The sequence below is a fragment of the Pseudoduganella sp. GW821-FHT12E03 genome (assembly GCF_058807115.1).
In genome coordinates, this window is record NZ_JBXAQJ010000006.1 from 70,592 (window position 1) to 91,633 (window position 21,042).

The window sequence follows — 21,042 nt, forward strand, 5'->3', positions numbered from 1 at the left end:
TACGGCGCGTCCAATCAAGGCAAGCCGCTCACACTCCCCTCCTTCGGATAGCGGATGGTGTAACGCACCTTGATCTTCATGGCCTCGCCCGGCGCCAGTGTCTTTTCCCACGCCGCCACACCCTGGCGGCGTTCCCAGTCCTTCACCACCGGTTGCGGCTCGAACACAGTGTCCACCTTGATTTCGTCGGACGTGCTGACCGGCGCCGGTTCCAGCACTTCCACCGCCACGGGAGCCTTGTGGCTGCTGGCGATGGTGTAGACATCGGCCACTTCGCGCTCGCCCTTTTGCGACAGGAAGCCGCTACTGCCGGTCTGCTGTCCCGCACGGTCGACGGTCACGCGCACCAGTTCATCGCGGCCAAACGACCATTGCAGCTTTTCCGCCGCCTGGCTGTTCCAGTGCGTATTACCGACATAAGCGCCGTCGCGGAACAGTTGCACGTCGCCGCCCAGCCACACACCGGACGGACGTTCCGCCTCCGCTATCAGGAAGCCCGCCTTGTTCATTTTCGGCACCACACGGACACGCTGCGCCACCGGCAGCGCCAGGCGTGACAGCGGCAACGCAATTTCACGGCCGTCGGAGACCAGGTTGGCCTTGCCTGGGACGTCGAATTCCGTATCGAAGTTACCCTGCGATTCCAGCACCGGCGGCAGGTAAGGCGCCTCCTCGGCCCGCATCGACGACCCGGTAACCATCACATGTTGTACCGGGGCCGGCGGCGCTGCCGGCGCCGGCGCGGCCAGCGGGGAACGGTAGTTCGCCGGCGGCGCGGGCGGCCGGTACACCAGCAACCGTGGCTGCGGGTCCGGCGCCTGCGGCGACAGGCGCGGCTGCCCGGTCGATAATTTCAAGGCCACGCCGGACCAGTCTTCCCCAGTTTTTTGCGACACCACCGCCATGCGCTCCAGGTCGATGCGCGACGTGGTCGTGTCCAGTGTGGCGCGGTAAGCCGGCTTCCAGCCCGCGCCGTTGACCTGGTACGACACCCGCAGCGTGCCGGGCTGGCGCACCGCCACCGTCACGGTCAGGCTGCGCTGGTCGCGCGCGCCGCTGCGTACGCGCTCGAGTTCCTTTTGCAGCACGGCGATCTTGCGCTCCATGTCGCGCACCTGCACTTGCGTACGCTGGAGTTGGCCGAACGTATCGCGCGCGCCATGGCGCACCGCGTCGATGGCCCCGGCAATGGCCTTGCCGTCCGTCGCCATGGTGCGCTCACCGGCGGCCGGCAATTTTTCCAGGTAGGCGCGCACCACATTGGCGGCCTGCACGTCGACCTCCAGCACATCGCGGCTGTCGCGCAGCGCCTGGATTTTCTGTTCCAGCTCCGCCTCGCGCGCGCCCGGCGCTTCGGTGGCGCTGGTGTCGCGCGTGACGATCTGGCCCAACTGGATACCGTTCGACGCCTGCACCCGCACGGTACGCGCATCGAAATTGGCAGGCAGTCCCCCGATTTCCACTTCCGTCATGCCGGCTTTGACTTGCACCACCCGCTCCACGGTGGCGCTGCCCGGATACACGGTGACGGCGGCAATCGGAGCGTCCGTGGCGGCGACCGCGGCAACGGCGGCCCCCTGGACAAACAGCAATGCAACAGCAGCGGCAATCGGTTTCATATTGATATCAGGAAATTATCAAAATCCCATGTTGCTGAACAATTCCGATATTGTCAAATGGTCCGGCACCCTACCGGACCGCGCCCGCGCATGTTAACCTGTCGGTCTATACAACCTTGCATACCGCCACCCACCCATGAAGATCGTCCCCGCCGTCCACCTGGTCACCATCATTGAAATCGGGGCGATACTGGTCGGGGCGTTTTCCGGATTCGTGGAAGCGCGCCGCAAGCGCATGGATATCGTCGGCGTCATCATCGTTGCGTTCATCACCGCCTTTGGCGGCGGCACCATGCGCGACATCCTGCTCGATAAACGTCCGCTGTTCTGGGTCCAGCATCAGGAATACACGATTTTGCTGTTCGTGGTGGCGCTGCTGGCGGCGCCGTTCTTCAAGCAAATCCGCCACATCGTGTCGGAACGGCTGATCGTCGTGGCCGACGCGGTGGGCCTCGGGCTGTTTGCCGTGGCCAGCGTGGCGCAGGCGCAGGCAGCGGGCATGCCGCTGTTCATCGCCGTCATGATGGGCGTCATCACCGGCATCTTTGGCGGCGTGCTGCGCGATATCGTGTGTAATGAAGTGCCGATGGTGTTCCGCGACGGCAAACCGTATGCGATTTGCGCGTTCTTCGGCTGCTGGGTGTATGTCGGCCTGCAGTATTGGGGGGCCTCGGATGATTTTTCGCTGTGGGTCAGCGCGGCGCTGATTACGCTGATGCGGCTGGTCAGCTGGAAATTCGAAATCAACTTGAAGGGACCGCGCTGAAGGGGTCCTCAATAGGCCGTGGCGCCGCCAAGTGGCGGCGCCCGGGGAATTACACCGCGTCCGGACCGGTCTCGCCAGTACGGATACGGATCACCTGCTCGACGTTTTGCACGAAGATCTTGCCATCGCCGATCTTGCCGGTGCGTGCCGCCTTGATGATGGCGTCCACCACGGTTTCCGCCACGCTGTCATCGACCACCACTTCCACCCGCACTTTCGGCAGGAAATCCACCACGTATTCGGCGCCACGGTACAGTTCCGTGTGGCCTTTCTGGCGGCCGAAGCCTTTGACTTCCGTCACGGTCAGGCCGGTGACGTTGACTTCGGCCAGCGCTTCGCGCACTTCGTCCAGCTTGAATGGTTTAATGACTGCGGTAATTTGTTTCATTGGTTTTCTCCTTAGCGTGAAGTACCTGACACCAAGGTATCAGGCACTTGAATTCATAAACTCACTCGACGTCCGGCACGTTCTTTAAATCGTTCATCCACACCACCGCTTCCGAATCACTCGGGGCCCGCCAGTCGCCGCGCGGCGACAGCGAACCGCCGGAACCCACCTTCGGCCCGTTCGGCACGCAGGTGCGCTTGAACTGGCTGGTCAGGAAGAAGCGGCGCAGGAAGATGGCGAGATTCGCCTTGATATCCTTCATTGCATACTGGTTGCGCACCACATGCGCTTCGTTCGGCCAGTGCCCGGCCGCGCGGTCGCTCCACGCGGCATGGGACAGGAACGCCACTTTTGATGGCGCGAAGCCGAAACGCAACGTGTAGTATAAGTTGAAGTCCTGTAATTCGTATGGGCCGATGACACTTTCCGTTATTTGCGCCGGGGCGCCATCGTCGGCCTTGCCCGGCACCAGTTCCGGACTGATTTCCGTATTCACCACCGCCAGCAGCACGGCCGAATCAACGTCGCCAAACTGGCGGCTTTCCGCCACCCAGCGCACCAGGTGCGAAATCAGGGTTTTCGGCACGCTGGCGTTGACGTTGTAATGCGACATATGGTCGCCCACGCCATAGGTGCACCAGCCCAGCGCCAGCTCGGACAAGTCGCCGGTGCCGATCACGATGCCGCCCACGTGGTTGGCAATGCGGAACAGGTGGTTGGTGCGCTCGCCGGCCTGCACGTTTTCAAACGTGATGTCGTACTGTTCGGTGCCCTCGGCATACGGGTGGCCGATATCTTTCATCATCTGGATGCAGCTTGGGCGGATATCGATTTCCGACGCGGTGCAGCCGACAAACGCCATCAGGGCGCGCGCCTGTTCCAGGGTGCGGCTGCTGGTGGCAAAGCCCGGCATGGTGATGGCGATGATGCTCGAACGCGGCAAGTTCAGGCGGTCCATGGCTTTCGCGCAGACCAGCAGCGCGTGCGTGGAATCAAGGCCGCCGGACACACCGATCACGACCTTCTTGATGCCGGACGACGACAAGCGCTGCACCAGCGCCTGCACTTGGATGTTATAGACCTCGTTGCAGCGCTTGTCGCGCAAGGCGGTATTCGATGGCACATACGGGAAGCGCGCCACGTTGCGCTTCAACGGCAACACCTGGTGGCGCGGCAGTTCCAGCGCAAAGCGCGCGGTGCGGAAAGCCGCCAGCTCCGCGCGATGGCGGCGCATCGACTGGCCAAACGTGGTCTGGCGCATGCGTTCGCGCGACAGGCGCTCGAGGTCGACGTCGCCGTAAATCACGTGCGACTCGTCCTGGAAACGCTCCGCCTCGCGCAGCAATTCCCCGTTTTCATAAATCAGCGCCTGGCCATCCCACGCCAGGTCGGTGGTGGATTCGCCCCGCCCCGCCGACGAATACAGGTAAGCGGCCAGGCAGCGCGCCGATTGCTGGCCCACCAGCTGGTGGCGGTAGTCGGCCTTGCCGATCACCACGTTCGAGGCCGACAAGTTCACCAATACCGTGGCGCCGGCCAGCGCGGCAAACGACGACGGCGGAATCGGCACCCACACGTCTTCGCAAATCTCGACGTGGAATTTCAGCAGCGGGAAGTTTTCCACCTCGAACAGCTGCGCCGCGCCGAACGGCGCCTGCTGGCCCAGCAAGGTGATTTCCTGCGACAGCGCCTCATCGGCGGCGGAGAACTGGCGCGCCTCGTAAAACTCGCCATAGTTCGGCAAATACGTCTTCGGCACCACGCCGTGGATGCGCCCGCCCGACAGCACCACCGCGCAATTGAACAATTGATGGTCCACCCGCAGCGGCGCGCCCACCACCAGCACGGACGCGATCGACTTCGACGCTTCCAGCACCTCTGCCAGCGCCGCCAGGCAACCGTCCAGCAAGGCGCGCTGATGGAACAAGTCGTCGCAGGTATAGGCCGACAAGCCCAGTTCCGTGAACGCGACCAGCGCGGCGCCCTGCCCGGCCGCTTCACGCGCCAGCTTGATGGTTTCCTGCGCGTTGTGGGCAGGATCGGCCACGCGGCAACGCGGCACGGCCACCGCGACGCGGGCAAAATCGTGGGAATACAGGTTGAAGAAAGAATGTGGCATGAAGAAACGCTCTGCGCATAGTGCAAATGGTGACGGCGATTTTAGCATTCAGCCTTAATTGCCGGGCAAAGTTGCTAGAATGGCCCGCATGACGACTTACCGCCCCGCCATCCTGTCCTCCCTCACTGAAGCCGGCGAATCGGCCTGGTCCGCGCTGCTGGCCGCCAACGGGGAAACCAATCCGTTCCTGTCGTATGCTTTCCTGCACGCGCTGCATGCCTCGGGCAGCGCCTGTCTTGAGACCGGCTGGCAGCCGCAATACCTGGCTTTATGGGAGGGCGAGGAGGATGGCGCGCTGGCCGCCGCCATGCCGCTGTATGTGAAATCGCACTCGTATGGCGAATACGTGTTTGACTGGGCCTGGGCGGAGGCTTACCACCGCAACGGCATCGAGTACTACCCGAAGCTGTTGTCGGCGATCCCGTTCACGCCGGTGACCGGCAGCCGCCTGCTGGCGCGCGATGACGAGGCGCGCGCCGCGCTGGTCGCCTTCCTGCAGGCGCAGCAGCAATCGTCTGGCCTGTCATCGACCCACGTCCTGTATCCGCCGCAGCAGCAGGCCTGGTTACTGAAGGACGCGGGCTTCATGCTGCGCAGCGGCGTGCAATTCCACTGGACGAACCAGGGTTACCGGCATTTCGACGATTTCCTCGCCACGCTTGAACACAAGAAGCGCAAGAATATCCGGGCCGAACGGCGCAAGGTGATTGATGCCGGCGTCACGTTGCGGCGCCTGCGCGGCTTCGAGGTCACGGACGCCGACTGGCGCTTCTTCCACCGCTGCTATGAAACCACGTATGCGGAACACCGCTCATCCCCGTACCTGAACCTGGCGTTTTTTCGCGATATCGGCGCGGCCATGCCGGGCAACCTGATGCTGACCATCGCCGAGCGCGACGGCCGCCCGATCGCATCCTCGCTGGTACTGCACACGCACGACACCCTGTATGGCCGCTACTGGGGCGCGATCGAACATGTGCCGTGCCTGCATTTCGAAGCCGCGTATTACCAGCCGCTGGAATTCTGCATCGAGCAAGGCATCCAGACGTTTGAAGGCGGCGCCCAGGGTGAACACAAGATGGCGCGTGGTTTCCTGCCGCAGCAAACCTGGTCGGCGCACTGGCTGGCGCATCCGTCGTTTGCCGATGCGGTGGAGCGGTTCCTGGAGCGCGAGCGGGGCGGCATCGACCATTACATTGACGAGCTCAACGAACGCAATCCGTTCAAGTGAGTGGACAATGAGTTCATTACCATTTCCGACCTGCTGAGCTACTTTCATTAATAATATTAAATAGACAACACCCCGGCGGCAGTGGAACCTTGCACAGGATCAACCACAAGGAGCCTGCTCATGCCCGCCACCACCGCCACACTCCAGGGCGGCAAGCTGATCGCCCTGGATGCCCGTCCCGACCGGATTGATTTGCGCGACCTGCCCTACCGGGCGCCCATGGGGAATTTGCCGCATCGCGTTCCCACCGACACCCAGCTGCACGACCACTTGCCCGACTATACGGAAGCCGGCCTGATCCTCGACCAGGGCCAGGAAGGCGCGTGCACGGGTTATGGATTGGCGGCGACGGTGAATTACCTGCTGTGGCGCCAGTCCGGCATGAAGATGAAAAAGAAGGACCGCGTCAGCCCGCGCATGCTGTACACCCTGGCGCGCTATTACGATGAATGGCCGGATGAAAATTACGAGGGATCGAGCTGCCGGGGTGCCTTGAAAGGCTGGCAAAAACATGGCGTCTGCGCGGAAACCCTGTGGCACGACAAGTCGCTGGGACCCGACAGCGAAGAGTGGGCGCACGATGCCGTCAAGCGGCCGCTGGGCGTGTACTACCGGATTGAAAAGCAATCGGTGGTGGATTTGCAGTCCGCCATTGTCCAGAGCGGCGCCATCTACGTATCGGCCAAGGTGCATGGCGGCTGGGCCGGCAAGAGCCTGAACCGCAATGGCATTCCGCTCGAGAGCCACGACCAGTTGCCGCGTATCGCGTATGACCCCGAACAGCCGGACATTATCGGCGGCCACGCTTTCGCGCTGGTCGGCTACAACGAACATGGCTTCATTGTGCAAAATTCGTGGGGCAAGAACTGGGGCGCGGGCGGCTTTGCCGTGCTGACGTACCAGGACTGGGTGGCCAACGGCAACGACGCCTGGGTGGTGGGACTGGGTGTGCCGCTGGCGCGCGGCAGCGCCTCCACCGTGCACGTGGGCGCGCAGGCCTGTCCGCCGAACCAGGCGCGCCCCATGGGGGTGGTGGCAAGCGCGTTGCAAAGTCCGCGCGCAAGCTTCACCAAGGAAGATGCCTACCTGCATACACTGGTCACCGGCAACAATGGCGTGCTGCTGAACCGCATGCCGCACTTGCCCAACGCGGACCGCAATGCCGATGTGGTGGTGGTGGACAAGCCGGCCGCGTGGCTGCTGCAAAAGCCCGCCCATGCACGCAGGGTGGCGCTGTATTTCCACGGTGGGCTGGGCAGCGAAGCCTCGTCCATATCCCGCATCCAGACCATGGCGCCGTGGTTCCTGGAGAATGGCGTGTATCCGATCTTCGTCACGTGGAAAAGCGGCTGGCTGGAAGTCATCAACGACATGCTGGCCGACAAAGCCCATGACCTGTTTGGCACGCAACCGGTGCGCGGCATCGGCGACTGGTTCGACGATGCGCGCGACAGGGGCATCGAAGTGCTGGCGCGCGAAGTCCTGGTGCGCAGCATGTGGAGCGAGATGAAGCAGAATGTGCAGGCCAGCGCGGATGGTCTGGGCACCGGCATCACGGTATTGGCCGAGAAGCTGGCGATGCTGCGTGCGCAGGTTGGCAGCGACTTGCCGATCCACCTGGTCGGCCATTCCGCCGGGTCGCTGATCGCGGGCCGCCTGCTGACGTCGTTCCGCACCGGCAAGCAAAAACTGTCGGCCGCCAGCTGCACCCTGTTCGCGCCCGCCTGCACGGTGGGCTTCGCGCTGGAACACTATGCGAAAGCCATCGATCACGGCGTGCTGCCACGTGCCGCGTTCGACATCCATACCCTGTCCGATCCGCTGGAACTCGATGACGCCGTGGGCCCGTACCGCAAATCGCTGCTGTACCTGGTCAGCCGCTCGCTGGAAGACTTGCACAAGACGCCGGTCCTGGGCCTGGCCAGCGTATATGACGGCAGCCGCGCCAACACGGAATTCTTCCACCAGCACACGGTCAAGGATGTGAAGGCCTGGCAGAAATTCTTCTGGCACGACACGCCATCGATCCCGCAAGCCATTACCGGCGGTGACGGCTTGCCTGCGGCCTCGCGCCTGCACATCCTGAAGGAACCGGACGTGCGCACCAGCAGCACGGCCGGCGGCAAGTCCGTGAAGTCGACGCATGGGGCGTTTGACAATTCCGCGGCGGTCGTCAGCGCGACCTTGCTGCGCATCCTCGGCGCGGACCGCTTGCCGCAGCCGGACATCGACCTGTCGTCGTTTTAATTCCGCCCGGGACCGTGCCCCCGTAGGGCGGTTTTCGCCGGAGGCGAAAGCCGCCATGCATGCAACCCGGCGCCGTATCATGCCGCGTTGAGACGCGCATGGCGGCTTTGCCTCCGGCAAAACCGCCCTACAATTCCTCCTTCACATGCGGAATCCCGCGCGCATCATAGACGTCATAAATCACCTTCAGCATGCTGCGCAATTCTTCCGAGCGGTCCATCAACCGGATGCTGAACAGGATCGGCGACACGGCATGCTGGTCGTTCAAGGTCCGGTATTGCACGTCCGAGCGTTTCATGCCCTGCAAGCTGTCCGGCACCACCGACACGCCCTGCCCCGCCGCCACCATACCGATGGCAATTTGCAGTTCGCGCACTTCCATGATCTTTTCCGGATGCAGTGCGCGGTCGCTGAACGCGGCCAGCACCTGGTCCGCAAAGCTGGGCCGCGGCGACTTGGGATAAACAATCAGCGTTTCCTCCACCAGTTCTTTCAATTTTAGCGGCCGCTCCAGCAGCGCCAGCGGATGACCGAAGGGCAGCGCCACGATCAGCCGCTCTTCCCGCAACAAGATGCGGCGGATCGATGGATCTTCAGCCTTCACGCGGCCAAAGCCGACATCGATGCTGCCCTCCTTGAGGGCGCGCATCTGCTCCATCGTGGTCATTTCGTGGAACGTGACTTCCACCTGCTGGTTTTCCGCGCGGTAGCGGCGCACGATTTCCGGCAACAGGCCATACAGGGTGGACGCGACGAAGCCGATCGACAGCTTGCGCTCGATCTTGCCCACGCGCTGGGTCATGGTTTTCAGGTCGCCTACCTTGTCCAGCAATACCTTGGCGTGCGCCTGGAAAAATTCGCCCGCCTCGGTCAGCCGCAGCGGCCGCGAACCTTTTTCGAACAGTTCGACGCCCAGTTCCTCTTCCAGTTGCTGGATCTGGCGGCTCAGCGGCGGCTGTGCAATGAACAGGCGCTGCGCGGCGCGGGTGAAGTTGCGCTCTTCAGCCACCGCGAGGAAATAACGCAAATGCCGGATTTCCAATGTCGCACCTCTATTGGTCAGGAGTGGGGAAGCCAGATCGCATGGTAAAGCTTTCCGACTTTTTAAAGCAATACCTTTTAGGTATGGAGTCGCTACCAAATCAGTCTTAGACGCAAGGAATCGCCAGGACTATTCTGCCTACATTCGATTGATTGATGCCGACCATACGGAAAAGATATGATCCACAGTATAGAAACATTCCTCGCGGATGTCCCGACCATCCGCCCCCACAAGCTCTCCGTGACCACCATGAGCACGCAGACCCTGGTGCTGGTCCGGGTGCGCTGCGGCGACGGCGTCGAAGGCTGGGGCGAAGCCACCACCATCGGTGGCCTCAATTACGGCGAAGAGAGCCCGGAGAGCATCAAGGCCAACATCGATGCCCACATTGCCCCGCTGCTGATCGGCCGCGACGCCACCCGCGTGGCCGCCGCCATGGCGCTGCTGCGCAAGGCGGTGCAAGGCAACCGCTTCGCCAAGTGCGCGATTGAAACCGCGCTGCTCGATGCGCAGGCGCGCCGCCTCGGCATTCCCCTCAGCGAATTGCTGGGCGGCCGGGTGCGCGATGCCTTGCCGGTGGCCTGGACCCTGGCCAGCGGCGACACGGCCAAGGACATCGCCGAAGCGCAGCACATGCTGGAACTGCGCCGCCACCGCATCTTCAAACTGAAAATCGGCGCCCGCGCCGTGCGGGACGACGTGGCCCACGTGCTGGCCATCAAAAAAGCACTGGGCGACAAGGCCAGTGTACGCGTCGATGTGAACCAGGCCTGGAGCGAACTGCAAGCGATGGAAGCGATTGCCGCGCTGCAGGATGGCGGCGTGGACTTGATCGAGCAACCGATCGCCGCCCACAACCAGGCCGGCATGGCGCGCCTGACCCGGCACTTTGCCGTGCCGCTGATGGCCGATGAAGCGCTGCAAGGCCCGCTCGACGCGTACAGCTACGCCACCGCCGGCGCCGCCGACGTGTTTGCCGTGAAGATCACGCAGTCCGCCGGCCTGACCCCGGCCGCGCAAGTGGCCACGGTGGCGCAATTGTCGGGGGTCGCCCTGTATGGCGGCACCATGCTCGAAGGCGGCATCGGCACCGCCGCGTCAAGCCACCTGTTCGCCACCTTCCCCGACCTGGCCTTTGGCACGGAATTGTTCGGCCCCCTGCTGCTGACCGAGGAAGTGTTGCAGGAACCCCTGGTCTACCGGGACTTCATGCTGCAAGTGCCGACCGGCCACGGCCTGGGCGTCACCGTCGATATGGAAAAACTCGGCCGCCTGCGCCGTCAATAACGCACAACAAGGAGAAAGCACCATGCTGTTCCAGGTTCGTATGGATGTAAACATCCCGTCCACCCTGCCCGCCGCCGAAGCGGACGCGGTGAAGGCCAAAGAAAAGGCGTATTCCCGGCAATTGCAAGACAGCGGCAAGTGGCGCCACATCTGGCGCATCGCCGGGCAGTACGCCAACGTCAGCGTGTTCGACGTCGACAGCGTGGAAGAACTGCACACCGTGCTGACCGGCCTGCCGCTGTTCCCGTATATGCAAATCCAGATCACCCCGCTGCTGCGCCATCCCTCGTCGATCCGCGACAACGATCAATAACCCACCCACAAACAAGGAGACTGACATGACACACAACGACATCGACCGCCTGGTGAAATCCTGGATCGTAGACAGCGCCACCCGTCCGGCGGACGCGCGCGTGCAGCAAGTGGTGCTGCGCCTGGTGGGCGACCTGTGCAAGGCGATCGAAGACCTCGATATCCAGCCGAGCGAATTCTGGAAGGGACTGGAATACCTGTCCGCCGCCGGCGCCGCCAATGAACTGGGCCTGCTGGCCCCGGGCCTGGGCCTGGAACGCTTCCTCGATATCCGCGCCGATGAAGCCGAAGCGAAGGCCGGCCTGTCCGGCGGCACTCCGCGCACCATCGAAGGCCCGCTGTATGTGGCCGGCGCGCCGGAAAGCCGGGGCTTTGCGCGCCTCGACGACGGCACGGAAAGCGCCGATGCCGACGTGCTGTTCATGCAAGGCACCGTGTACGACGAGCAGGGCAAGCCGCTGCCGAACACCAAGGTCGAAGTGTGGCATGCCAACCTGAATGGCAATTACTCGTTCTTCGACCAGACCCAGTCGCACTTCAACCTGCGCCGCAGCATCATCACGGACGAGCAAGGCCGCTACCAGTTCCAGACCATCGTGCCGAAAGGTTATGGCTGCCCGCCCGACGGCAGCACCCAGCGCCTGCTCGACAAGCTGGGCCGCCACGGCCAGCGCCCGGCCCACATCCACTTCTTCGTCAGCGCCGACGGCCAGCGCAAGCTGACCACGCAGATCAACATCGACGGCGATGAGTACCTGTGGGACGACTTCGCCTTCGCCAGCCGCGATGGCCTGGTGCCGGCCATCGCCAAGGTGACCGACACTGCCGCGATTGCCGCCAAGGGCTTGTCCGCGCCGTATTCCAGCATCGATTTCGACTTCCGCCTGTACAGCGAAACCCGGCGCGCACCGGCCGTCGAAGTGGACCGCATCCGCGCCGCCGCCTGAAGCCCAGACAAGGAGAACCACCGTGATCCCGATCATGCCCGTCAAGTCCGCCATGTCCACGCAAGCGGACGGCCCGAAGTCGCTCGATGCCTACCTCGTCGAAGACAAGGATAAGGGCGATTACCGCCTGCACCGCAGCGCCTTCACCGATGAAGCGCTGTTCGAACTCGAGATGAAACACATCTTTGAAGGCAACTGGATCTACCTGGCCCACGAAAGCCAGGTCCCGAACAACAACGATTACTACACGACGCACATCGGCCGCCAGCCGGTGTTCATCGCGCGCAACCGCAACGGCGAACTTAATGCCTTCATCAATGCCTGCAGCCACCGTGGCGCGCAGCTGTGCCGCCACAAGCGCGGCAACAAGGCGACCTATACCTGCCCGTTCCACGGCTGGACCTTCAACAACAACGGCAAGCTGTTGAAAGTCAAAGACCCGGAAGACGCCGGCTATCCGGATTGCTTCAACAAGGAAGGTTCGCATGACTTGAAGCGCGTGGCGCGCTTTGAGAATTACAAGGGTTTCCTGTTCGGCAGCCTGAATCCGGACGTGGCGCCGCTGGCGGAATTCCTGGGCGAAGCCGGCAAGATCATCGACATGATCGTCAACCAGTCGCCGGACGGCCTGGAAGTGCTGCGCGGTTCATCGACGTATACGTTCGAAGGCAACTGGAAGCTGCAGGCGGAAAATGGCGCGGACGGCTACCACGTGTCGGCCGTGCACTGGAACTACGCGGCCACCACCAACCGCCGCAAGGAACAGGAAGCCATGCGGGAGGATAAGATCCGCGCGATGGATGCCGGCAAATGGGGCAAACAGGGCGGCGGTTTTTACGCTTTCGAACAGGGCCATATCCTGCTGTGGACCAAGTGGGCCAATCCGGAAGACCGCCCCAATTTCCCGCGCCACGGCGACTATGCCGAGAAGTTCGGCAAGCCGGCGGCGGACTGGATGGTGGAGCGTTCGCGCAACCTGTGCCTGTATCCCAATGTGTACCTGATGGACCAGTTCGGGTCGCAGATCCGGCTGCTGCGCCCGATTGCCGTCAACAAGACCGAAGTCACGATCTACTGCATCGCGCCGAAGGGGGAGCCGGACGAGGCGCGCGCGCGCCGCATCCGCCAGTACGAAGACTTCTTCAACGTGTCCGGCATGGCCACGCCGGACGACCTGGAAGAATTCCGCGCCTGCCAGCAGGGTTATGCCGGCAGCGCCATGGAGTGGAACGACATGTGCCGTGGTTCGACGCACTGGATCGAGGGCGCCGACGAGGCGGCGAAGGAACTGGGCCTGAAGCCCGTCATGAGCGGCGTGCGCACCGAGGACGAAGGTTTATATACGGTGCAGCACCGCTACTGGCTCGACGTCATGAAAAAGGCGCTGACCGCCGAAGGGGAACAGGCATGAGCGCGGTTGATTTCAACACGATCACGGCCTTCCTGTACCGGGAAGCGCGCCTGCTCGATGACGAACAGTGGGACGACTGGCTGGCGTGCTACCACGACGACGCGCAATTCTGGATGCCGTCGTGGGATGACGACGACCAGCTGGTGACGGACCCGCAGCGTGAAATTTCGCTGATCTTCTATCCCACCCGCCAGGGTCTGGAAGACCGCGTGTTCCGCATCAAGACGGAACGATCCTCGGCCACCATGCCCGATACCCGCACCAGCCACAACATCGCCAATGTCGAAGTGGAACAGCGGGAAGGCAGTGTGTATACCGTGCGCTTCAACTGGCACACGCTGAGCCACCGCTACAAGCAGGACTACAGTTATTTCGGCATGTCGCGCTACATGATCGACTTTGCCGGCGACAGCCCGAAGATCCTGAACAAGTACGTCGTGCTGAAAAACGACTACATCAACCAGGTCATCGACGTGTACCACATTTGAGGCCGATCATGAGCCAGACACAGACACATTACAGCGTCGCCCTGCAGTTCGAAGACGGCGTCACCCGCTTCATTAACTGCAATCCCAATGAAAAGCTGTCCGACGCGGCTTACCGCCAAAAGGTCAACATCCCGCTCGATTGCCGCGACGGCGCGTGCGGCACTTGCCGTGGCCATTGCGAATCGGGCAGCTATGACATGCCGGCGTCGAGCTACATCGACGATGCGTTGACACCGGAGGAAGCGGCGCAGCGCAAGGTGCTGGCTTGCCAGATGCGTCCCACGTCCGATTGCGTGGTGAACATCCCTGCCACGTCCACCGCCTGCAAGACCGGCGCGTCCAGCCATGGCGGCGCCATCGCGGCGGTGAATAAAGTATCGGAATCGACGATCCGCTTTGCCATCGCGCTGGACAATCCGGCGGCGCTGGACTTCCTGCCGGGCCAATACGTCAACGTGCAAGTGCCTGGTTCGGCGCTGACGCGTTCCTATTCCTTCAGTTCCGCCCCGGGCGCGGCGCAGGCATCGTTCGTGGTGCGCAATGTGCCCGATGGCTTGATGAGCCGCTATCTGTCCGGTGACGCGCAGCCGGGACAGGCGATTTCATTTGCCGGACCATTCGGCAGTTTTTACCTGCGCCCGGTGCAGCGGCCGGTGTTGATGCTGGCCGGCGGCACGGGCATTGCGCCATTCCTGTCGATGCTGGACGTGCTGGCCGACCAAGCATTTACCCAGCCGGTCCGCCTGGTGTTCGCCGTCACCCGCGAATGCGACCTGGTGGCGCTGGACCAGCTGGAGCGCATCGCCGCCGCGCATCCGCGTTTTTCATATGTAACGTGCGTGGCCGATCCGGACAGCGCGCACCCGCGCAAGGGTTACGCCACCGCGCACGTGGAACCGGGCTGGCTGAACGGCGGTGACGCGGATGTGTATTTGTGCGGTCCGGTGCCGATGGTGGACGCGGTGCGCAACTGGTTTTCCAGCATCGGTGTCCAGCCGGCGAATTTTTATTACGAAAAATTCTCGGCCAGCAGCGCCACGGGGAGCCAGCCATGAACCGCGCTGTGCATCGTTTCCATGGGCAAGTCGTGGTGGTCACCGGCGCGGCCCAGGGCATAGGACGCGGCGTGGCGCTGGCGGCGGCCAGCGAAGGCGCGCAGCTGGTGCTGTGCGACCGCTCGCCCCTGGTGCATGAAGTGCTGGCCGAGGTGCAGCAACTGAAAGCGCTGGCCATTGCCGTGCAGGCCGACCTGGAAACGCACCAGGGTGCGGCGGACTTGATGGCGGCGGCGGTCGAAGCGTTTGGGCGCATCGATGTGCTGGTCAATAACGTGGGCGGCACGATCTGGGTGCAGCCGTACCAGGAATACGCGCCGGAGCAGGTCGAAGCGGAAATCCGCCGCTCGCTGTTCCCGACCTTGTGGTGCTGCCACGCGGCGCTGCCCTATATGCTGGCGCGGCGCAGCGGCGCCATCGTCAATATTTCCTCGATCGCCACGCGCGGCATTTACCGTATCCCGTATTCCGCGGCCAAGGGCGGCATCAATGCGCTGACAGCCAGCCTGGCGATGGAAACCGCGCAATCGGGCATCCGCATCAATGCGGTGGCGACCGGCGGCACGGAAGCGCCGCCGCGCAAGGTGCCGCGCAATCCCACGCCGCTGTCGGAACAGGAACAGCAGTGGTACCAGGCCATCATCGACCAGACCAAAGACAGTAGCCTGATGCACCGTTACGGCACCATCGATGAACAGGTGCGCGCGATCCTGTTCCTGGCGTCGCCGGAGGCGAGCTACATCACGGGCACGGTGCTGCCGGTCGGCGGCGGCGACCAGGGTTGATGCGATGGGGCGCCATGATGATGGAGTGACGGACAGCACGGTGCGGGAGGCAGCCAATGCCTCCGCGGCAAACAGCGCTGCCTTGCTGGCCGTACAGCGTGCCGGGGGCGCGGCGCATGCGCCGGACGGAGCATGGCAGAGTGTGACGGGACAAGGAACAGCGGCGCAGGGGTCCCCGGCAGCTGTTGCTGCGGCGCAGGCTACAACGATGCCGGGAGCAACTGCGCGCGGGGCATCCGGCAATGCGGCTGCCGGTGACGCCGTGCCATTCGGCGGGCCAGCCGCTCACGGGCTGCTGGCCACCCTGCGCCGCGACCTGTCCCTGCCTGCCATGCTGGCGGGCTTCCTGGCCGTGGTGATTTCGTATTCCGGGCCGCTGGTGATCTTCCTGCAGGCGGGCCATGCGGCCGGCGTGTCCGATGCCGTGATGTCATCGTGGATCTGGGCCATTTCGTGGGGTGCGGGCCTGTCCGGCATCTGGCTCAGCTGGCGCCTGAAAATGCCGGTCATCACCGCCTGGTCCGCGCCGGGCAGCGCGCTGTTGGTGACCTTATTTCCCGGCATGCCGGTGGCCGAAGCCATCGGCGCATACCTGCTGGCCGGCGCGGCCGTGATGCTGATCGGCTGGTCCGGTGCGTTCGACCGCCTGATGCGGCATATCCCGCCCGGCATCGCGGCGGGCATGATGGCGGGCATTTTGTTCCAGTTCGGCGCCGGCGCGTTCCGCGCCACGCAATCGCAGCCGGTACTGGCGCTGGCCATGCTGGCCGCTTACCTGCTGGGCAAGCGCTTTGCCCCGCGCCACGCGGTGCTGCTGGTATTGCTGGCCGGTGCGCTGGCCGCGCTGCTGTCCGGCCAGGCCGAAGTCGCCAATGTGCGCCTGGTGGCGGCCCAGCCCCAATGGCTGGCGCCCGAATGGAGCTGGCGCGCCGCCATCGGCTTTGCCTTGCCATTGCTGCTGGTCAGCCTGTCCGGCCAGTTCCTGCCGGGGCTGGCGATTTTAAAATTGTCGGGCTACCAACCGGGGGCGCGCGTCGTGATGGGTGCGACGGGGCTGGCGTCGCTGGTGGTGGCGTGCTTCGGCGGCATCACCATCGCCATCGCGTCAATTACGGCGGCGCTGTGTACCGGCAAGGATGCGCATGACGATCCCGCCAAGCGCTATGTGGCGGGACTGGCCAACGGTCTGTTTTATGTCATCGGCGGCATGCTGGCGGGGACCATCGTTGCCCTGTTTGCCGCGCTGCCGCGCGAACTGGTGGCGGTGCTGGCGGGCCTGGCACTCTTGGGCGCCATCGGCGCCAATTTGAGCGGCGCCGTGGCCGATGAAAAACACCGCGAAGCGTCCGTCATCACCTTTATCGCCACCGCGTCCGGCATGGGCTTCCTGGGCCTGGGTGCGGCGTTCTGGGGCATTGTGTTCGGCATGGGCGCCCACTGGGTCCTGACGTTTGCACGCAAGCCTGCTTAATCAAGGAGAAGTTATGCCCGTCGTACACCTGGATGGCGTGGCCATCTACTTTGAAACCCTGGGCGACCGCCGCAAGCCTTGCCTGCTGCTGTCGAATTCACTGGGGACGGATTTGTCGATGTGGGATGCGCAAGCCGCCGCGCTGGCGCCCGATTACTTTGTCGTGCGCTACGACACGCGCGGCCATGGCCGTTCATCGTCCCCGCCGGGGCCCTACACCGTGGCGCAACTAGGCGGCGACGTGGTGGCGCTGCTCGATCACCTGGACATCGAACGCGCCCATGTCTGCGGGCTGTCGATGGGGGGCGTGACGGCGCAATGGCTGGCGATTCATACGCCGCAGCGGGTGTTGAAACTGGTGCTGGCCAATACGGCCGCCAAGGTCGGCACGCGGGATGGGTGGATGGCGCGCGCGGCAGCGGTGCGCCGCCATGGCTTGGCAGATATCGCGGCGTCCTCCGCCACACGCTGGTTCACACCGGCATGGACCGCCGCGCATGCCGCAGAGGCGCAAACCATGGCCGGCACATTGGGGCGCCAGGACAGCGAAGGCTACGCGGCGTGCTGCGAAGCGCTGGCCATGGCCGACCTGCGCGCGGACATCACCGCCATTTCCTCTCCCACGCTGGTCATCGCAGGCCGCCACGATCCCGTCACCACCGTGGCCGATGGCGAAGCGCTGTGCGAAGCAATCGAGGGCGCGCAGCTGGCAATCCTGGAAGCATCGCACATCTCCAACATCGAAGCCCCCAGCTCCTTCACCGCCACCCTACGCAATTTCCTCCCCCTCGTGGGGTCAGGCGTGCATTCGTGCATTCCCCCCTTGGGGTCAGGCGTGCATTGATGCATATCTTTCGGCCGGCCGCGCCGCTATGACAGCATGCCAGCGGCCCTATGGCCATTTTCTGCGAGCAGACCTTGCCAAGGCTATGCCGCGCAAGCGCCACGTTTCCCTTGCTGGGACGGCAGTGGCGGGAAACTGAATGCACGATTGCACGCCTGACCCCACCGGTTTTGTGCACGAACGCACGCCTGACCCCACTGGGGGGGGTAAAAAAAACGCACCCAAAGGTGCGTTTTTGTGGGATACGGCAGCTATTACGCCTGCTCTTCCTTGTTGTAGTTGGCCACGCCATTCAGGATTTCCTGTTTGGCTTCTTCCGGACCGAACCAGCCCTGGACCTTGACCCACTTGCCTGGTTCCAGGTCTTTGTAGTGTTCGAAGAAGTGCTGGATTTGCTGCAGGCGCAGGTCTTGCAGGTCTTCCGGCTTTTGCCAGTGTTTGTAGATCGGCAGCACTTTGTCGACTGGCACGGCCAGCACTTTCGCGTCTTCGCCGGATTCGTCCGTCATTTTCAGTACGCCGATTGCGCGGCAACGCACCACCACGCCCGGGATCAGCGGGAATGGGGTGATGACCAGCACGTCAACCGGGTCGCCGTCGTCGGACAGCGTGTTTGGCACGTAGCCGTAGTTGCATGGGTAGTGCATCGCGGTGCCCATGAAACGGTCGACGAAGATCGCGCCGGATTCCTTGTCCACTTCGTACTTGATCGGATCGGCATTCATCGGGATTTCGATAATGACGTTGAAATCGTTCGGCACGTCTTTACCGGCCGGCACTTTATTCAGGCTCATGTTTTTCCTTGGTGGGATTGCGTATGAAAAGTCTAACCGCGACATTATAGCGAACTGCAAGAGGCCTGTCGCCGTCGCGCAGCCAGCCACAGCCTGTGCCGATGAGCAACACCGTCCCGCCAGCCTTCCGCAGCCGCGAAAAGCACATGCTAAGATGGCCACATTGCCGCCCTTGCATCGGGCGCCGGTCCGTAAGCCAGCTTGGGAAGCCTTTATGACCAGTGCAGCGCAGTCCGTTCCACACATTCGCGACGTAATCACATTATTTTTCGCGGCGGCGCTCTCCCCGGCCTGTGCACAAGACTTGCAAGACACCAGCCTCGCCGACTTGTCGCTGGAAGAGCTCAGTGCGGTGCGCATCACCTCGGCTTCGCGCAAGGAAGAACGGCTGGCCGACACCGCGGCGTCGGTCTATGTCATCAGCAACGATATGCTGCGCCGCGCCGGCGTGCGCACCTTGCCGGAAGCGCTGCGCCTGGCGCCCAACCTGCAAGTGGCGCAAACCACGTCGTTCCAGTATGCGATCACGGCGCGCGGCCACAATGACATCACCACCAACAAGCTGCTGGTGATGATCGATGGCCGCACGGTGTTCACGCCGCTGTATTCCGGCGTGTTCTGGGATGCGCAGGATGTGCTGCTGGCCGACGTCGACCGCATCGAAGTCATCAGCGGTCCGGCCGGCGTGGCCTGGGGCACCAATGCCGTCAACGGCGTCATCAATGTCATCATGAAGAAAGCCGATGCGCTGACCGGCGACCTGGCCCAACTGGGCGGCGGCCAGAGCGGCAACAGCGCCGCCTGGCGGCATGCGGGCCGCCTCGGCGCCGGCGGCGATATCGCTTACGCCGTGTACGGCAAAGCCGACAGCGGCAAACGCACGCGGCGCGCCAGCGGCGCCAGCAGCCCGGACGAATGGGGCCACGGCCAGGCCGGTTTCCGCGCCAACTGGCGCCAGGGTGACGACCGTTACACCGTGCAGGGCGACTATTACCGCAGTTCCGGCGAACAGCCGACGCCTGTGCGCGCACATTTATCCGGCGCCAACCTGATGGCGCACTGGGAGCACGGCATGGCCGATGGCGCCAGCCTGCGCGTGCAAGCCTATGCCGACCGCACCGAGCGTGACTTGCCCGGCGTCCTGGTCGAGCAATTAAATACTTACGACCTCGACGTGCAATACCATTTGCCGCGCCAGTCCGGCCATGAAACCATCGTTGGCGGCGGCTACCGCTACGCGGCGGACCGGGTGGGGTTGAACGGCATGCTGGCGTTCCTGCCCGCGCAACGCAAGCTGCGCTGGGGTAACCTGTTCGTCCAGCATGAATGGCGCTGGCAGGACGGCTGGCGCGTGATCGGCGGGGCACGGGTGGAATCGAACAGGTACACCGGCCTGGAATGGCTGCCCAGCATCAAGCTGGCCTGGTCTCCCCGCAGCGGTGCGTTGTGGTGGGCCACCCTGGCGCGCAACGTACGGGCGCCGTCACGCATCGATACGGAAGTGTATTTCCCCGCGCGCCCGCCCTACCAGTTGACGGGCGGCCCACAGTTCCGCGCTGAAATCGCCAACACGGTGGAAACCGGCTGGCGCATGCAGCACAGTCCCGCATGGTCATGGTCGCTGGTCGGTTTTCATACGCAATACCAGCGCTTGCGCAGCGTGGACCAGCAAGGCGCCACCCTGGTGATCGGCAACCAGGTGCATGGTTTTACCCAGGGGATCGAAGCGCAGGCGACATGGATGCCGTCGCGCGACTGGACCTTGGAAGCCGGCGCGCTGCTGCTGCACCAGGAGTTCAAGGGCAGCTTGCGGCGGCAACAGCGGCAAGGCAGGGATCCGGCACATCAGTTGCGGCTCAGCGCACGCTGGCACGCCCTGGAGCAGCATGACGTGCAACTGACCTTGCGTGAAGTCGGCCGCCTGCCGGCGACGGTGTCAAACAACCCGCTGACGGCAACACCGGTGCCATCCTATGCGGTGGCCGATGTACAGTGGAATTGGCGGCCGGCGCGCCAGGTGGAGGTGACGGTCGCCGCGCGCAACCTGTTTGACCGGCGGCACCGCGAGTTTGGCGGGCTGGCCTCGCCAAACCCGCAAGATACCGTGATGCTGGGGCGGGTGGTGGACGTATTACTCAGTGTGAAATTCTGAATTCGTGGGGCGCGCTGTTCACTTGCGTGCAGGCGCCGATGGACTGCACGCAATGGCGGCTTAGTAAAAGCCGCCCTACGCAGT

Annotated in this window: 18 protein-coding genes; 13 read left to right on the forward strand and 5 right to left on the reverse strand. The window is 63.6% G+C overall.

The window, feature by feature from the left end:
- Nucleotides 1-14: 14 nt before the first annotated feature.
- A complete protein-coding gene (locus tag AC1RRC_RS16395) occupies nt 15-1,619 on the reverse strand; it encodes a mucoidy inhibitor MuiA family protein (protein WP_493056580.1) in 1,605 nt (534 codons plus the stop codon).
- A gap of 136 nt (nt 1,620-1,755) precedes the next feature.
- Between AC1RRC_RS16395 and AC1RRC_RS16400 the strand changes: the two genes are divergently transcribed.
- Nucleotides 1,756-2,385 carry a trimeric intracellular cation channel family protein gene (locus AC1RRC_RS16400; protein WP_493056581.1) on the forward strand — a complete coding sequence of 210 codons (630 nt, stop codon included), beginning with the start codon at nt 1,756-1,758 and terminating at the stop codon, nt 2,383-2,385.
- Between the two features lie 49 nt (nt 2,386-2,434).
- On the opposite strand, the gene AC1RRC_RS16405 is transcribed toward AC1RRC_RS16400, so the two are convergent.
- Both AC1RRC_RS16405 and AC1RRC_RS16410 read right to left on the reverse strand, forming a co-directional pair.
- Entirely contained in the window at nt 2,435-2,773 is a 339-nt protein-coding gene (locus AC1RRC_RS16405; protein ID WP_493056582.1) for a P-II family nitrogen regulator, read from the reverse strand.
- Between the two features lie 61 nt (nt 2,774-2,834).
- Nucleotides 2,835-4,892, reverse strand: a complete 2,058-nt coding sequence (locus AC1RRC_RS16410; RefSeq protein ID WP_493056583.1) for an NAD(+) synthase — start codon at nt 4,890-4,892, stop codon at nt 2,835-2,837.
- An 88-nt stretch (nt 4,893-4,980) separates the two neighbouring features.
- Here AC1RRC_RS16410 and AC1RRC_RS16415 point away from each other — a divergent pair, with 88 nt between their 5' ends.
- A complete protein-coding gene (locus tag AC1RRC_RS16415) occupies nt 4,981-6,123 on the forward strand; it encodes a GNAT family N-acetyltransferase (RefSeq protein ID WP_493056584.1) in 1,143 nt (380 codons plus the stop codon).
- Between the two features lie 120 nt (nt 6,124-6,243).
- Nucleotides 6,244-8,370 carry a C1 family peptidase gene (locus tag AC1RRC_RS16420; protein ID WP_493056585.1) on the forward strand — a complete coding sequence of 709 codons (2,127 nt, stop codon included), beginning with the start codon at nt 6,244-6,246 and terminating at the stop codon, nt 8,368-8,370.
- Nucleotides 8,371-8,497: 127 nt separating this feature from the next.
- Here the strand turns inward: AC1RRC_RS16420 and AC1RRC_RS16425 are convergent, their stop codons facing one another.
- Nucleotides 8,498-9,412 (reverse strand): LysR family transcriptional regulator, encoded by a 915-nt coding sequence (locus AC1RRC_RS16425; RefSeq protein ID WP_493056586.1) that lies wholly within the window; start codon nt 9,410-9,412, stop codon nt 8,498-8,500.
- A gap of 177 nt (nt 9,413-9,589) precedes the next feature.
- Here AC1RRC_RS16425 and AC1RRC_RS16430 point away from each other — a divergent pair, with 177 nt between their 5' ends.
- The 9 genes from AC1RRC_RS16430 (at nt 9,590) to pcaD (ending at nt 18,012) form a co-directional block, all read left to right on the forward strand.
- A complete protein-coding gene (locus AC1RRC_RS16430) occupies nt 9,590-10,699 on the forward strand; it encodes a muconate/chloromuconate family cycloisomerase (RefSeq protein ID WP_493056587.1) in 1,110 nt (369 codons plus the stop codon).
- Nucleotides 10,700-10,721: 22 nt separating this feature from the next.
- Nucleotides 10,722-11,012, forward strand: a complete 291-nt coding sequence (catC, locus tag AC1RRC_RS16435; RefSeq protein WP_493056588.1) for a muconolactone Delta-isomerase — start codon at nt 10,722-10,724, stop codon at nt 11,010-11,012.
- Nucleotides 11,013-11,037: 25 nt separating this feature from the next.
- Entirely contained in the window at nt 11,038-11,958 is a 921-nt protein-coding gene (catA, locus tag AC1RRC_RS16440; protein WP_493056589.1) for a catechol 1,2-dioxygenase, read from the forward strand.
- Nucleotides 11,959-12,010: 52 nt separating this feature from the next.
- A complete protein-coding gene (gene benA / locus AC1RRC_RS16445; protein ID WP_493056925.1) occupies nt 12,011-13,369 on the forward strand; it encodes a benzoate 1,2-dioxygenase large subunit in 1,359 nt (452 codons plus the stop codon).
- The gene (gene benB / locus AC1RRC_RS16450; protein WP_493056590.1) at nt 13,366-13,857 is read left to right on the forward strand and encodes a benzoate 1,2-dioxygenase small subunit; all 492 of its coding nucleotides are present in this window, start codon (nt 13,366-13,368) and stop codon (nt 13,855-13,857) included. Before benA ends, benB begins: the two co-directional genes overlap by 4 nt.
- Nucleotides 13,858-13,865: 8 nt before the next feature.
- Complete coding sequence (benC, locus tag AC1RRC_RS16455) at nt 13,866-14,912, forward strand: benzoate 1,2-dioxygenase electron transfer component BenC (protein WP_493056591.1); 1,047 nt, start codon at nt 13,866-13,868, stop codon at nt 14,910-14,912.
- Complete coding sequence (locus AC1RRC_RS16460; RefSeq protein ID WP_493056592.1) at nt 14,909-15,697, forward strand: 1,6-dihydroxycyclohexa-2,4-diene-1-carboxylate dehydrogenase; 789 nt, start codon at nt 14,909-14,911, stop codon at nt 15,695-15,697. Before benC ends, AC1RRC_RS16460 begins: the two co-directional genes overlap by 4 nt.
- 208 nt (nt 15,698-15,905) lie before the next feature.
- Nucleotides 15,906-17,168, forward strand: a complete 1,263-nt coding sequence (locus tag AC1RRC_RS16465) for a benzoate/H(+) symporter BenE family transporter (RefSeq protein WP_493056593.1) — start codon at nt 15,906-15,908, stop codon at nt 17,166-17,168.
- 13 nt (nt 17,169-17,181) lie between these two features.
- Nucleotides 17,182-18,012: a 3-oxoadipate enol-lactonase gene (gene pcaD / locus AC1RRC_RS16470; protein WP_493056594.1), complete on the forward strand. Its 831-nt coding sequence runs from the start codon at nt 17,182-17,184 to the stop codon at nt 18,010-18,012.
- 254 nt (nt 18,013-18,266) lie between these two features.
- Here pcaD and ppa read toward each other — a convergent pair whose 3' ends face one another.
- The gene (ppa, locus tag AC1RRC_RS16475) at nt 18,267-18,806 is read right to left on the reverse strand and encodes an inorganic diphosphatase (RefSeq protein WP_493056595.1); all 540 of its coding nucleotides are present in this window, start codon (nt 18,804-18,806) and stop codon (nt 18,267-18,269) included.
- 304 nt (nt 18,807-19,110) lie between these two features.
- On the opposite strand from ppa, the gene AC1RRC_RS16480 reads away from it, so the two are divergent.
- A complete protein-coding gene (locus AC1RRC_RS16480; RefSeq protein ID WP_493056596.1) occupies nt 19,111-20,958 on the forward strand; it encodes a TOL_0244 family TonB-dependent receptor in 1,848 nt (615 codons plus the stop codon).
- The last annotated feature ends 84 nt before the right edge of the window (nt 20,959-21,042 follow it).

Excerpts from the sequence above, each read along its gene's own strand:
- AC1RRC_RS16395 (WP_493056580.1), bottom strand. The coding sequence starts at position 1,619 with ATGAAACCGATTGCCGCTGCTGTTGCATTGCTGTTTGTCCAGGGGGCC.
- AC1RRC_RS16400 (WP_493056581.1), top strand. The coding sequence starts at position 1,756 with ATGAAGATCGTCCCCGCCGTCCACCTGGTCACCATCATTGAAATCGGG.
- AC1RRC_RS16405 (WP_493056582.1), bottom strand. The coding sequence starts at position 2,773 with ATGAAACAAATTACCGCAGTCATTAAACCATTCAAGCTGGACGAAGTG.
- AC1RRC_RS16410 (WP_493056583.1), bottom strand. The coding sequence starts at position 4,892 with ATGCCACATTCTTTCTTCAACCTGTATTCCCACGATTTTGCCCGCGTC.
- AC1RRC_RS16415 (WP_493056584.1), top strand. The coding sequence starts at position 4,981 with ATGACGACTTACCGCCCCGCCATCCTGTCCTCCCTCACTGAAGCCGGC.
- AC1RRC_RS16420 (WP_493056585.1), top strand. The coding sequence starts at position 6,244 with ATGCCCGCCACCACCGCCACACTCCAGGGCGGCAAGCTGATCGCCCTG.
- AC1RRC_RS16430 (WP_493056587.1), top strand. The coding sequence starts at position 9,590 with ATGATCCACAGTATAGAAACATTCCTCGCGGATGTCCCGACCATCCGC.
- catC (WP_493056588.1), top strand. The coding sequence starts at position 10,722 with ATGCTGTTCCAGGTTCGTATGGATGTAAACATCCCGTCCACCCTGCCC.
- catA (WP_493056589.1), top strand. The coding sequence starts at position 11,038 with ATGACACACAACGACATCGACCGCCTGGTGAAATCCTGGATCGTAGAC.
- benA (WP_493056925.1), top strand. The coding sequence starts at position 12,011 with ATGTCCACGCAAGCGGACGGCCCGAAGTCGCTCGATGCCTACCTCGTC.
- benB (WP_493056590.1), top strand. The coding sequence starts at position 13,366 with ATGAGCGCGGTTGATTTCAACACGATCACGGCCTTCCTGTACCGGGAA.
- benC (WP_493056591.1), top strand. The coding sequence starts at position 13,866 with ATGAGCCAGACACAGACACATTACAGCGTCGCCCTGCAGTTCGAAGAC.
- AC1RRC_RS16460 (WP_493056592.1), top strand. The coding sequence starts at position 14,909 with ATGAACCGCGCTGTGCATCGTTTCCATGGGCAAGTCGTGGTGGTCACC.
- AC1RRC_RS16465 (WP_493056593.1), top strand. The coding sequence starts at position 15,906 with ATGCCGGGAGCAACTGCGCGCGGGGCATCCGGCAATGCGGCTGCCGGT.
- pcaD (WP_493056594.1), top strand. The coding sequence starts at position 17,182 with ATGCCCGTCGTACACCTGGATGGCGTGGCCATCTACTTTGAAACCCTG.
- ppa (WP_493056595.1), bottom strand. The coding sequence starts at position 18,806 with ATGAGCCTGAATAAAGTGCCGGCCGGTAAAGACGTGCCGAACGATTTC.